Here is a 13,381-nt window from a genome sequence, read left to right on the forward strand (position 1 = left end):
ATGGCCAAGCAGAGCAAGAAGCTGACGGCGGCCTACAAGGCCTTCGATCGCGAGAAGTCCTTCGCCCTGGTGGAGGCGGTGAAGATGGTCCGCGCCAATGCGACCGCCAAGTTCGACGAGACGGTCGAGATCTCGATGAACCTCGGCATCGACCCGCGCCACGCCGACCAGATGGTCCGCGGCATGGTCGGCCTGCCCAACGGCACCGGCAAGACCGTGCGCGTGGCGGTCTTCGCCCGCGGCGCCAAGGCCGAGGAAGCCCAGGCCGCCGGCGCCGATATCGTGGGCGCCGATGACCTGGCCGCCGCGGTGCAGGACGGCAAGATGGACTTCGACCGCTGCATCGCGACCCCGGACATGATGGGCCTCGTCGGCCGCCTGGGTAAGGTGCTCGGCCCCCGCGGCCTGATGCCGAACCCCAAGCTCGGCACCGTGACCATGGACGTGAAGGGCGCGATCGCCGCCGCCCGCGCCGGCCAGGTCGAGTACCGCGCCGAGAAGGCCGGTATCGTGCATGCCGGCATCGGCAAGGTCTCCTTCGACGAAGACAAGCTGATCGAGAATGCCCGCGCCTTCGTGGATGCGATCCAGAAGGCCCGCCCGACCGGCGCCAAGGGCACCTACGTCAAGAAGGTGGCGGTGTCCTCCTCCATGGGCGTGGGCGTGAAGGTCGATGTCGCTTCGCTGAGCGCGAACGGCTGATTGAACGATCCCGGCGCTTCGGCGCCCGGAGAACAAATATCCCGGCGCTTCGGCGCCGGGAGGCAGGGCAGGGGCCGCGCGCGGCCCCCGCCCGAAACCTGTCAGAGATCCTACGTGGCCTTTTCAAGGCCTTAAGGCTGCATCGCGCGGCGCGGAGGCTAGGCGGGGTGCCAGAACTGACCGGTCATGGTCTGGACCATGGCTTGGCTTGGCTCGGCGTCTCGGACTCAGGCAGTCGAACCGGGATGGCGCATTCGCACCATCCCGTAGTGAACCGGCCGGGGCCCTTCCAGAAGGTTCCGGTCACCGACGGAGACGAGACGTGGATCGTACGGAGAAGCGCGATTTCGTCGCCTCCCTCGCCACGGTGTTCGCAGAGACGTCGTTCGTGCTGGTCGGCCAGAACAAGGGCATGACCGTCGCGCACGTATCGGAGCTGCGACGCCGGATGAAGGCGGCGGGTGCGACGTATAAGGTCGCGAAGAACCGGCTTGCGGTTCTCGCCCTCAATGGCACCGATTTCCAGGGCATCAAGCCGCTGCTGAAGGGTCCGACCGCGCTTGCGTGGTCGCGCGATCCGGTGGCTGTGGCGAAGACGGCCGTGGATTTCGCCAAGACGAACGACAAGTTCGTGATCCTCGGCGGTTCGCTCGGAACCCAGATGCTCGATCCGGTTGGGATCAAGGCTCTGGCCGAGCTGCCGTCGCTCGAGGCACTGCGCGCAGGCTTGCTGGGCATGATCCAGACGCCGGCTTCGCGGATCGCCTCGGTGCTGCAGGCCCCGGGTGGGCAGGTTGCACGGGTCTTGGCGGCCTATGCCAAGAAGGACGAGAGCACGGAAGCCGAGGCGGCCTGATCACAGGCCGTCAGCCAATTGCCCTGATGCCGGATTCGCGCCGGCCGGGGTTGTCAAGTCCAATCCAAGCCATTAGATCGAAGGAACACGAACATGGCCGAACTCGCTAAGCTGGTGGAGGAACTCTCCGCCCTGACGGTCCTCGAGGCCGCCGAACTCTCGAAGATGCTCGAGGAGAAGTGGGGCGTGTCTGCTGCCGCGCCGGTGGCGGCTGCCGCCCCCGCCGCGGCTGCTGCCGCCCCGGTTGAAGTGCAGACCGAATTCACGGTGATCCTGGCCGCCGCCGGCGACAAGAAGATCAACGTGATCAAGGAAATCCGCACCATCACCGGCCTGGGCCTCAAGGAAGCCAAGGATCTGGTCGAAGGCGCCCCGAAGGTCGTCAAGGAAGCGGTCAGCAAGGACGAAGCGGAGAAGATCAAGAAGGTGCTTGAGGACAATGGCGCCAAGGTCGAGGTCAAGTAAGACGGACCTCAACCGGCCGGTATGCCGCCCTGCGGGGCTTGAATGCCGGGTGATTGATTGACGGGAACGGGGGGAGGCCGGGGAACCGGCTTCTTCCCGCGCCTGCGTTTTCGGCGGTTTCGACCGTCGGAAGAGAGACTGAGGCGGGACTTTGCCGCCGATCTGCCGGAGCCGATGGCGGTCCCGGACAGATGTTACCCCGCCGGCCGGGGAGTATGGGGCCGGAGCAGATAGGGGCAGCAGGACAGGCATGAACGCGATCGGCAAGTCCTTTGGTACGAGCAGCTTCACCGGGCGCAAGCGCATCCGCAAGTCCTTTGGGCGCCTGCCCGAAGTTGCGGCGATGCCGAACCTGATCGATGTGCAGCGCGCGAGCTACGAGGCGTTTTTGCAGATGGAGGTCCATCCGGACAGCCGTAAGCACGCCGGACTTCAGGAAGTGTTCAAGTCGGTCTTCCCGATCGACGATTTCGCGGGCCGTGGGCGCCTCGAATTCGTCCAGTACGAGCTGGAAGAGCCGAAATACGATGTCGAGGAATGCATCCAGCGCGGGCTGAACTTCGCAGCCCCCTTGAAGGTGCGCCTGCGTCTCATCGTCTGGGACGTGGATGAGGATACCGGCAGCCGCTCGGTGCGCGACATCAAGGAGCAGGATGTCTACATGGGCGACATGCCGCTCATGACGGACAACGGCACCTTCATCATCAATGGCACCGAGCGTGTCATCGTGTCGCAGATGCATCGTTCCCCGGGCGTCTTCTTCGACCACGACAAGGGCAAGACCCACAGCAGCGGCAAGTACCTCTTCGCCGCGCGCGTCATCCCCTATCGCGGCTCCTGGCTCGACTTCGAGTTCGACGCCAAGGACGTCTGCTACGTTCGTATCGACCGCAAGCGCAAGCTGCCGGCGACGACCTTGCTCTATGCGCTCGACAGCGCCGCGACCGAGGCCAAGCGCGCCGAGAAGGGCTCGCCGCTGGAGCCGAGCGAGGTGCGTGGCATGGATGCGGAGGAGATCCTCACGCATTTCTATGGCCGCGTCGCCTTCCGCCACGGCCTCAAGGGCTGGAGCCGCCCGTTCGAGCCCGACGCCTTCCGTGGCGTGAAGCTGATCGAGCCCCTGATCGATGCCAAGACCGGCCAGGTCGTGGCCGAGAAGGAAGCCAAGATGACCCCGCGCGTCGCGCGGAAGATCGCCGAGGCCGGCACCACCGAGGTGCTGGTCAGCCGCGCCGACCTGCTTGGCCGCTATCTGGCCGAGGATCTGGTCAACCTGGAGACCGGCGAGATCTGGGTCGAGGCCGGCGAGGAGCTGACCGAGCCCAAGCTCGTGCTGCTGGAGCAGGCCGGCATCAACGAACTGCCGATGCTGGCGATCGACCAGACGGTCGGTCCCTGGATCCGCAACACCCTCGCGGTGGACAAGAATTCCAACCGCGAAGAAGCGTTGATGGACATCTACCGGGTCATGCGCCCGGGTGAGCCGCCGACGCCGGACACGGCCGAGACCCTGTTCAAGGGCCTGTTCTTCGACCCCGACCGCTATGACCTCTCGGCCGTTGGCCGCGTGAAGATGAACATGCGTCTCGGCTTCTCCTTCGACGAGGCGCCGGACACCATGCGCATCCTGCGCAAGCAGGACATCGTCGCGACGGTGAAGACCCTGCAGGAGCTGAAGGACGGCAAGGGCCAGATCGACGACATCGACAACCTCGGCAATCGCCGGGTGCGTTCGGTCGGCGAGCTGATGGAGAACCAGTACCGCGTTGGCCTGCTGCGCATGGAGCGCGCGATCAAGGAGCGCATGGGCTCTGTCGATATCGACAGCGTCATGCCGCATGACCTGATCAATGCGAAGCCGGCGGCGGCGGCGGTGCGCGAGTTCTTCGGCTCCAGCCAGCTGTCCCAGTTCATGGACCAGACCAACCCGCTGTCGGAAGTGACGCACAAGCGTCGTTTGTCCGCACTCGGGCCTGGCGGTCTGACGCGTGAGCGCGCGGGCTTCGAAGTCCGCGACGTGCACCCGACCCATTACGGCCGCATCTGCCCGATCGAGACGCCGGAAGGCCCGAACATCGGCCTGATCAACAGCCTCGCGACCTTCGCCAAGGTGAACAAGTACGGCTTCATCGAGACGCCGTACCGCATGGTCAAGGACGGCAAGATCACCGGCGAGCCGATCTACCTGTCGGCGATGCAGGAAGACAAGCTGGTCGTCGCCCAGGCCGATGCCGATGTGGACATCGAAACCGGCGCCTTCCGCAGCGAGCTGGTCAGCGTGCGCCAGAACGGCGACTTCCGGCTGGTGAAGCCGGAGGAAGTCACCGCGATCGACGTCTCGCCGAAGCAGCTCGTCTCCGTCGCCGCGGCGCTCATCCCGTTCCTTGAGAACGATGACGCCAACCGCGCGCTGATGGGCTCGAACATGCAGCGCCAGGCGGTGCCGCTGATCCAGTCCGACGCGCCGCTGGTCGGCACGGGGATGGAGGCCGCGGTCGCCCGCGACTCCGGCGCGACCATCGTCGCCCGGCGTGAAGGCATCGTGGACAGCATCGACGGCGCGCGCATCGTGGTGCGTGCGACCGGCGAGGACGGCACCACCCGTGGCGTCGACATCTACCGCCTGCGCAAGTTCATGCGCAGCAACCAGAGCACCTGCATCAACCAGCGCCCGCTGGTGAAGGTGGGCAACGCGGTCGCCGCCGGCGATATCATCGCCGACGGTCCGAGCACGGATCTGGGCGAGCTGGCACTCGGCCGGAACGTGCTGGTCGCGTTCATGCCTTGGAATGGCTACAACTTCGAGGACAGCATCCTGATCAGCGAGCGTATCGCGCGGGATGACGTCTTCACCTCGATCCACATCGAGGAATTCGAAGTGATGGCCCGCGACACCAAGCTCGGGCAGGAAGAGATCAGCCGCGACATTCCGAACGTCGGCGAGGAGGCCCTGCGCAACCTCGACGAGGCCGGCATCGTCTACATCGGCGCCGAAGTGCAGCCGGGCGACATCCTGGTCGGCAAGGTGACGCCGAAGGGCGAAAGCCCGATGACCCCGGAAGAGAAGCTGCTGCGCGCCATCTTCGGCGAGAAGGCGTCGGATGTTCGCGACACCTCGCTGAAGCTGCCGCCGGGCGTCACCGGCACTATCGTCGATGTCCGCGTCTTCTCCCGCCGTGGCGTGGACAAGGACGAGCGCGCGATGGCGATCGAGCGTTCGGAGATCGAGCGTCTGGCCAAGGATCGCGACGATGAGCGCGCGATCCAGGAGCGCAGCTTCACCTCGCGTCTCCGCGAGCGGCTGCTGAACCGCAAGGCCGCGGGCGGCTTCAAGGGCGTCAAGGCCGGCACGGTCATCACCGATGAGGTGCTGTCCGAGTTCAACCGCATGACCTGGCGGCAGATTGCCGTGCAGGACGACGCCTCCATGGCCGAGATCGAGGCGCTGAAGCGCGAGTTCGATGCGGCGGTCGAGAAGCTCCAGAAGCGGTTCGACAGCAAGGTGGAAAAACTGCAGCGCGGCGATGAGCTGCCGCCCGGCGTGATGAAGATGGTCAAGGTCTTCGTCGCGGTGAAGCGCAAGCTGCAGCCGGGCGACAAGATGGCCGGCCGCCACGGCAACAAGGGCGTCGTCTCCCGCGTCGTGCCGATCGAGGACATGCCGTTCCTCGATGATGGCACCTCGGTCGATATCGTGCTGAACCCCCTCGGTGTGCCGTCGCGCATGAACGTCGGGCAGATCCTGGAAACCCATCTGGGCTGGGCCTGCGCGACGCTCGGCAAGCAGGTCGGCGAGCTCGTCGAGGACTACCGCCGCACGGCGGCCGCCCGCGACGATCTGCTGGAGAAGCTGCGCGACATCTATGGCGAGGAAATCTACCAGCGCGACATCGCCGGCATGTCCGAGGATGACCTGATCGAGCTTGGGGACAACCTGAAGAAGGGCATCCCGATCGCGACCCCGGTCTTCGACGGCGCGCGGATGAGCGACATCGAGGGCATGCTGGCCCGCGCCGGGCTGGAATCCTCGGGGCAGGTGACGCTGACGGATGGCCGCACGGGCGAGACCTTCGAGCGCAAGGTCACGGTCGGCTACATCTACATGCTGAAGCTGCATCACCTGGTGGACGACAAGATCCACGCGCGGTCGATCGGTCCCTACTCGCTCGTTACCCAGCAGCCGCTGGGCGGCAAGGCGCAGTTCGGCGGTCAGCGTTTCGGCGAGATGGAGGTCTGGGCGCTGGAAGCCTATGGCGCCGCCTATACCTTGCAGGAAATGCTGACGGTGAAGTCCGACGACGTGTCCGGCCGCACCAAGGTCTATGAGGCCATCGTGCGCGATCAGGACACCTTCGAGGCGGGCATCCCTGAATCCTTCAACGTGCTGGTCAAGGAGCTGAAGAGCCTCGGCCTGAACGTGGATCTGGAAACCCGCAGCGAGTGATTTTCAGGGCGCCGCGCCACGACGCGCGGCGCCCGACAGGTTTCATGTGCCGCCGATCCGGCGGCCCGACGGAAAGGACGCCAGCATGTCCGAGTTGATGAAGATCCTGGGCCAGACCGGCCAGGCCCTCACCTTCGACCAGATCAAGATCGCGATCGCGAGCCCGGAGCAGATCCGCTCCTGGAGCTACGGCGAGATCAAGAAGCCCGAGACGATCAACTACCGCACCTTCAAGCCGGAGCGGGACGGGCTGTTCTGCGCCCGCATCTTCGGGCCCATCAAGGACTACGAGTGCCTGTGCGGCAAGTACAAGCGCATGAAGTTCCGCGGCATCATCTGCGAGAAGTGCGGCGTCGAGGTGACGCTGGCCAAGGTGCGCCGTGAGCGCATGGGCCATATCGAGCTCGCGAGCCCGGTCGCCCATATCTGGTTCCTGAAGTCGCTGCCGTCCCGCGTCGGCCTGATGGTCGATATGACGCTGAAGGATCTGGAGAAGGTCCTCTACTTCGAAAGCCATGTGGTTCTGGAGCCGGGTCTGACCGACCTCAAGCTGCACCAGCTGCTGAGCGAGGATGCCTACCAGGGCAAGATCGACGAGTTCGGCGAGGATGCCTTCCAGGTCGGCATCGGCGCCGAGGCGGTGAAGCACATCCTGCACGGCATCGACATCCAGAAGGAAGCGCCGAAGCTGCGCGGCGACCTGAAGGAGACGACCTCCGAGGCCAAGCGCAAGAAGCTGGTCAAGCGGCTGAAGCTGCTCGAAGCCTTCGGCGAGTCCGGCTGCCGCCCGGAGTGGATGATCCTGGACGTCGTCCCGGTGATCCCGCCCGAGCTGCGTCCGCTGGTGCCGCTGGATGGCGGGCGTTTCGCGACGTCGGATTTGAATGACCTCTATCGCCGCGTCATCAACCGCAACAACCGGTTGAAGCGCCTGATCGAGCTGCGCGCGCCCGACATCATCGTGCGCAACGAGAAGCGCATGCTGCAGGAAGCGGTGGATGCGCTGTTCGACAACGGCCGCCGCGGCCGTGCGATCGCCGGCGCCAACAAGCGCCCGCTGAAGTCGCTGTCCGACATGCTGAAGGGCAAGCAGGGCCGGTTCCGGCAGAACCTGCTCGGCAAGCGCGTCGATTACTCGGGCCGTTCGGTCATCGTGGTCGGGCCGGAGCTGAAGCTGCACCAGTGCGGCCTGCCGAAGAAGATGGCGCTCGAACTGTTCAAGCCCTTCATCTACAGCAAGCTTGAGAAATACGGCCACGCCACCACCATCAAGGCCGCCAAGCGGATGGTGGAGAAGGAGCGTCCCGAGGTCTGGGACATCCTGGAAGAGGTGATCCGCGAGCACCCCGTCCTGCTGAACCGCGCGCCGACCTTGCATCGCCTGGGCATCCAGGCGTTTGAGCCGACGCTGGTCGAGGGCAAGGCGATCCGCCTGCATCCGCTGGTCTGCACCGCCTTCAACGCCGACTTCGACGGCGACCAGATGGCCGTGCATGTGCCGCTGAGCCTTGAGGCGCAGTTGGAAGCCCGCGTGCTGATGATGAGCACGAACAACATCCTGAGCCCGGCGAATGGCAAGCCGATCATCGTGCCGAGCCAGGACATCGTGCTCGGCATCTATTACCTGAGCCTGGAGACGCCCGAATTCCGCGTCGCCGACGACCAGAAGGCCAAGGCCTTCTCGGAAATGGGTGAGATCGAGCAGGCGCTGGCCGGCAAGTCGCTGACCGTGCACACCAAGATCCGCATGCGCCGCCAGACCATGAACGCCGCCGGCGAGCTGGTCATGGAGCGCGTGGTGACGACCCCTGGCCGGGTGATGATCGGCAATCTGGTGCCGCTGCACCCGAACCTGCCCTACTCGCTGGTCAACCGCACCCTGACCAAGAAGGCGGTGTCGGACGTCATGGACGCCGTCTATCGTCACTGCGGCCAGAAGGAGAGCGTGATCTTCGCCGATCGCCTGATGGGCCTCGGCTTCACCAATGCGGCCAAGGCGGGGATCTCCTTCGGCAAGGACGACATGATGGTGCCCGACAGCAAGGGGCGCCTGATTGCCGAGACCAAGGGCGAGGTGAAGGACTTCGAGCAGCAGTACCTGGACGGTCTGATCACCGCCGGCGAGCGCTACAACAAGGTCGTCGACGCCTGGTCGCGCTGCACCGACGCGGTCGCGCAGGCGATGATGGCGGAAATCTCCCGCCAGGAAGTGGGCCACCAGACCAACAGCGTCTGGATGATGTCCCATTCCGGTGCGCGTGGCTCGCCGGCGCAGATGCGCCAGCTGGCCGGCATGCGCGGCTTGATGGCCAAGCCCTCGGGCGAGATCATCGAGCAGCCGATCATCGCCAACTTCAAGGAAGGCCTGTCGGTCCTGGAGTATTTCAACTCCACTCATGGCGCTCGCAAGGGCCTGGCCGATACCGCGCTGAAGACGGCGAACTCGGGCTACCTGACGCGGCGTCTGGTGGACGTGGCGCAGGACAGCATCATCTCCGAGATCGACTGCGGCACCGACCGCGGCCTGACCGTGCGCGCCGTGATGGATGGGGGTGAGGTCGTCTCGCCGCTGTCCGAACGGATCCTCGGTCGGACCACGCAGCGCGAGATCATCGATCCCGCGACCGGCGAGGTCATCGTCGGCCGCAACGTGCTGATCGACGAGCCGGATGCCGAGAAGATCGAGCGCGCCGGCGTGGAGGAGGTCTTCATCCGCTCCGTGCTGACCTGCGAGGCGGCCACCGGCTGCTGTGCGCATTGCTATGGGCGCGACCTTGCCCGCGGCACCCCGGTCAACATCGGCGAGGCGGTGGGTGTCATCGCCGCGCAGTCGATCGGCGAGCCGGGCACGCAGTTGACCATGCGTACCTTCCACATCGGCGGTGCCGCCCAGCGCGGCGCCGAGCAGTCGGCGGTCGAGGCGACCGCGGATGGCAGCGTGAAGGTGCTGAACCGCAACATCGTGGTGAACAGCCAGAACGCGCCGATCGTGATGAGCCGGAACTGCGAGATCCTGCTGTATGATGCGGCCGGCCGCGAACGGGCACGCTTCCGCGTGCCCTATGGCGCCAAGCTGCTGACCGACGAGGGGGCGCAGGTTGCGCGCGGCCAGAAGCTGGCCGAGTGGGACCCGTTCACCCTTCCGATCATCACCGAGCGCGCGGGTGTCGTCGAATACGCCGATCTGATCGAGGGCATCACCCTCATGGATCGCCAGGACGACGTCACCGGCCTCTCGTTCAAGGAGGTCGTCGAATACAAGGCCCCGGGCAAGGCCGCCGACCTGCGGCCGCGCCTGCTGCTCAAGGATGAGCATGGCGCGGTGGTCCGCCGCGTGAACGGGACCGAGGCGATCAGCTTCCTGCCGCCGGGCTCGCTGCTCTCGACCGACAACCGCACCACGGTCGCCGCCGGCGACGTGCTGGCGCGTCTGCCGCGCGAGTCGTCCAAGACGCGTGACATCACCGGTGGTCTGCCGCGCGTCGCCGAGTTGTTCGAGGCGCGCCGTCCGAAGGATCACGCCATCATCAGCGAGATCGACGGGCGCGTGGAGTTCGGCAAGGACTACAAGGCCAAGCGCCGCGTGCTGGTGGTGCCGGACCAGGTGGATGACGAGCCGCCCGTGCCGCGCGAGTACCTGGTGCCCAAGGGCAAGCATGTCTCGGTGCAGGAAGGCGATTACGTGAAGCGCGGCGACCCCTTGGTCGACGGGCCGCGCGTGCCGCATGACATCCTGCGCGTCATGGGGGTGGAGGCTCTGGCCAACTACCTCGTGAACGAGGTGCAGGACGTCTACCGACTCCAGGGCGTGAAGATCAACGACAAGCACATCGAGGTGATCGTTCGCCAGATGCTGCAGAAGGTCGAGATCCTGGATCCGGGCGACACCACCTTCCTGGTCGGCGAGACGGTCGAGCGAATCGAGTTCGAGGCCGAGAACGACAAGCGCCTGGCCGCCAAGGAGCGTCCGGCGCGGGCCGAACCCGTGCTGCAGGGCATCACCAAGGCGTCGTTGCAGACGACCTCCTTCATCTCGGCCGCCTCCTTCCAGGAGACGACTCGGGTGCTGACGGAGGCCGCGACGGCCGGCAAGGTCGATACGCTGAACGGTTTGAAGGAGAACGTGATCGTCGGGCGCCTGATTCCCGCCGGCACGGGCTCGGTTATGAACCGTTTGCGCGCGATTGCGGCCCAAAGGGACAAGGGACGGCTGCCTGCGGTGGTTCCTGCCCTCCCGCAGCCTGCAGCCGAATAGGCGATGGGTTGACTCAATGTGGGCGGCCGCTTAGAAGCCGCCCACACGCCTTGATGATCTGAGGTCATCTAGGCTGGTTTGGTTGACAGTTCTGCGCCAGCGGCGCCGTCGGGATACCCCCCGACACAGGCCGCAGGCAGGACAGTGCCCGCCAGGGATGCGCATCTGCGCTCTTGGGCGGGCGGTACTGTTTGGCGCTGGGCTGTTGTATTGTATGGACGGGTACGAAGGGGCGTCATGCCGACGATCAACCAGCTCATCGCCGCGGGGCGCGAGCCGAAGCCGACCCGGAACAAGGTTCCGGCGCTTGAGGGCTGCCCGCAGAAGCGTGGCGTCTGCACGCGCGTCTATACGACGACGCCGAAGAAGCCGAACTCCGCCCTCCGTAAGGTCGCCAAGGTCCGGCTGACCAACGGCTATGAGGTCGTGAGCTACATCCCTGGTGAGGGGCACAACCTGCAGGAGCACTCTGTGGTGCTCATCCGTGGCGGCCGCGTGAAGGATCTTCCTGGCGTGCGCTACCACATCCTGCGCGGCGTGCTGGATACCCAGGGCCTGCCGAAGCGGCGCAAGCGGCGCTCGCTCTACGGCGCCAAGCGGCCGAAGTGAGGGTCTGAGACATGTCGCGTCGTCACCGCGCTGAAAAGCGTGAAGTCCTGCCGGATCCCAAGTTCGGCGATCTCGTGCTCAGCCGTTTCATGAACGTGCTGATGTACGACGGGAAGAAGAGCACCGCTGAGGGCATCGTCTATGCGGCGATGGAAACCCTGAAGCGTCGTGCCGGCCCCGCTGCCGATCCGCTGCGCGTGTTCCATGAAGCCATGGACAACACGAAGCCGTCGGTCGAAGTGCGGTCCCGCCGTGTTGGTGGCGCCACCTACCAGGTGCCGGTCGAGGTCCGCCCCGAGCGGCGCCAGGCCCTCGCCATTCGCTGGCTGATCGATTCGGCCCGCAAGCGTGGCGAGAACACGATGGAAGAGCGTCTTTCCGGTGAGTTGCTTGATGCGGCCAACAACCGCGGCACCGCTGTGAAGAAGCGCGAAGACACGCACCGGATGGCAGAGGCCAACAAGGCCTTCAGCCACTACCGCTGGTAACGCAGAACCCGATTCGAGGGATAGATTACGATGGCCAAGGCGAAGTTTGAGCGGAACAAGCCGCACTGCAACATCGGCACGATCGGGCATGTGGATCATGGCAAGACGTCGCTGACGGCGGCGATCACCAAGGTTCTGGCGAAGTCGGGCGGTGCGACCTACACGGCGTATGACCAGATCGACAAGGCACCGGAGGAGCGTGCGCGCGGGATCACGATCTCGACGGCGCATGTGGAGTATGAGACGGCGAACCGTCACTACGCGCATGTCGATTGCCCGGGTCACGCGGATTACGTGAAGAACATGATCACGGGTGCGGCGCAGATGGACGGCGCGATCCTGGTGGTTTCGGCGGCGGACGGCCCGATGCCGCAGACGCGCGAGCACATCCTGCTGGCGCGCCAGGTCGGCGTGCCGGCGCTGGTGGTGTTCCTGAACAAGACCGACATGGCCGATCCCGACCTGCTGGAACTGGTGGAGATGGAAGTGCGCGAGCTGCTTTCGTCCTACCAGTACCCGGGCGACGACATTCCGATCATCCATGGCTCGGCGCTGATGGCGCTGGAGGACAAGGACCCGGAGAAGGGGGAGCAGGCGATCCTGAAGCTGATGGCGGCGGTGGATGCCTATATCCCGCAGCCGGTGCGGGCGATGGACCGTCCGTTCCTGATGCCGGTCGAGGATGTGTTCTCGATCTCTGGCCGCGGCACGGTGGTGACGGGTCGGGTCGAGCGCGGCGTGGTGAAGGTCGGCGAGGAAGTCGAGATCATCGGGCTGAAGGCGACGGTCAAGACGACGGTCACCGGCGTCGAGATGTTCCGCAAGCTGCTGGACTCTGGGCAGGCGGGCGACAACATCGGCGCGCTGCTGCGTGGCACGAAGCGTGAGGATGTGGAGCGCGGGCAGGTTCTGGCCGCGCCGGGCTCGATCACGCCGCACACGAAGTTCAGCGCCGAAGCCTATGTGCTGACGAAGGAAGAGGGCGGGCGTCATACCCCGTTCTTCACCAACTACCGTCCGCAGTTCTACTTCCGCACGACGGATGTGACGGGTGTGGTGCAGCTGCCGGAAGGTGTGGAGATGGTGATGCCGGGCGACAATGTGACGATGAGCGTCGAATTGATCGCGCCGATCGCCATGGATGAAGGTCTGCGCTTCGCGATCCGCGAAGGTGGCCGCACCGTCGGTGCGGGCGTCGTCGCGAAGATCGAGAAGTAGGTCGGAAGGACGAACAGGCCCATCGCCATGGACAGCCAGAATATCCGCATCCGCCTCAAGGCGTTCGATCACCGCGTGCTGGATGGCAGCACGCGGGAGATCGTGAACACGGCCAAGCGCACGGGCGCGCGGGTCCGTGGTCCCATTCCCCTGCCCACGCAGATCGAGCGCTTCACCGTGAACCGCTCGCCGCACGTGGACAAGAAGAGCCGGGAGCAGTTCGAAATTCGGACGCACCGCCGGCTCCTCGACATCGTCGACCCCACTCCGCAGACCGTGGACGCGCTGATGAAGCTCGATCTGGCCTCCGGCGTGGACGTCGAAATCAAGATCTGAGGACGACG

General features: G+C 65.5%; 9 protein-coding genes. All 9 read left to right on the forward strand.

Going from position 1 to position 13,381, the window contains the following annotated elements; genetic code table 11:
- The 9 genes from rplA to rpsJ all read left to right on the forward strand — a co-directional run bounded on the left by rplA (position 1) and on the right by rpsJ (position 13,373).
- On the forward strand, positions 1–702 hold the full coding sequence (gene rplA, locus C8P66_RS18970; RefSeq protein ID WP_111399860.1) for a 50S ribosomal protein L1: 702 nt from the start codon (positions 1–3) through the stop codon (positions 700–702).
- 322 nt (positions 703–1,024) lie between these two features.
- A complete protein-coding gene (gene rplJ / locus C8P66_RS18975; RefSeq protein WP_111399861.1) occupies positions 1,025–1,558 on the forward strand; it encodes a 50S ribosomal protein L10 in 534 nt (177 codons plus the stop codon).
- Between the two features lie 93 nt (positions 1,559–1,651).
- The gene (gene rplL, locus C8P66_RS18980; protein WP_111399862.1) at positions 1,652–2,023 is read left to right on the forward strand and encodes a 50S ribosomal protein L7/L12; all 372 of its coding nucleotides are present in this window, start codon (positions 1,652–1,654) and stop codon (positions 2,021–2,023) included.
- Positions 2,024–2,273: 250 nt separating this feature from the next.
- Complete coding sequence (gene rpoB, locus C8P66_RS18985) at positions 2,274–6,467, forward strand: DNA-directed RNA polymerase subunit beta (RefSeq protein WP_111399863.1); 4,194 nt, start codon at positions 2,274–2,276, stop codon at positions 6,465–6,467.
- Between the two features lie 85 nt (positions 6,468–6,552).
- The gene (rpoC, locus tag C8P66_RS18990) at positions 6,553–10,722 is read left to right on the forward strand and encodes a DNA-directed RNA polymerase subunit beta' (RefSeq protein WP_111399864.1); all 4,170 of its coding nucleotides are present in this window, start codon (positions 6,553–6,555) and stop codon (positions 10,720–10,722) included.
- A gap of 237 nt (positions 10,723–10,959) precedes the next feature.
- Complete coding sequence (gene rpsL / locus C8P66_RS18995) at positions 10,960–11,331, forward strand: 30S ribosomal protein S12 (RefSeq protein ID WP_111399865.1); 372 nt, start codon at positions 10,960–10,962, stop codon at positions 11,329–11,331.
- Between the two features lie 11 nt (positions 11,332–11,342).
- Positions 11,343–11,819: a 30S ribosomal protein S7 gene (gene rpsG / locus C8P66_RS19000; RefSeq protein WP_111399866.1), complete on the forward strand. Its 477-nt coding sequence runs from the start codon at positions 11,343–11,345 to the stop codon at positions 11,817–11,819.
- Positions 11,820–11,849: 30 nt separating this feature from the next.
- A complete protein-coding gene (gene tuf / locus C8P66_RS19005) occupies positions 11,850–13,037 on the forward strand; it encodes an elongation factor Tu (RefSeq protein ID WP_111399856.1) in 1,188 nt (395 codons plus the stop codon).
- Between the two features lie 27 nt (positions 13,038–13,064).
- A complete protein-coding gene (gene rpsJ / locus C8P66_RS19010) occupies positions 13,065–13,373 on the forward strand; it encodes a 30S ribosomal protein S10 (RefSeq protein WP_027285682.1) in 309 nt (102 codons plus the stop codon).
- Positions 13,374–13,381: the final 8 nt, after the last annotated feature.

It is taken from the genome of Humitalea rosea (genome assembly GCF_003253705.1).
Lineage (GTDB): Bacteria > Pseudomonadota > Alphaproteobacteria > Acetobacterales > Acetobacteraceae > Humitalea > Humitalea rosea.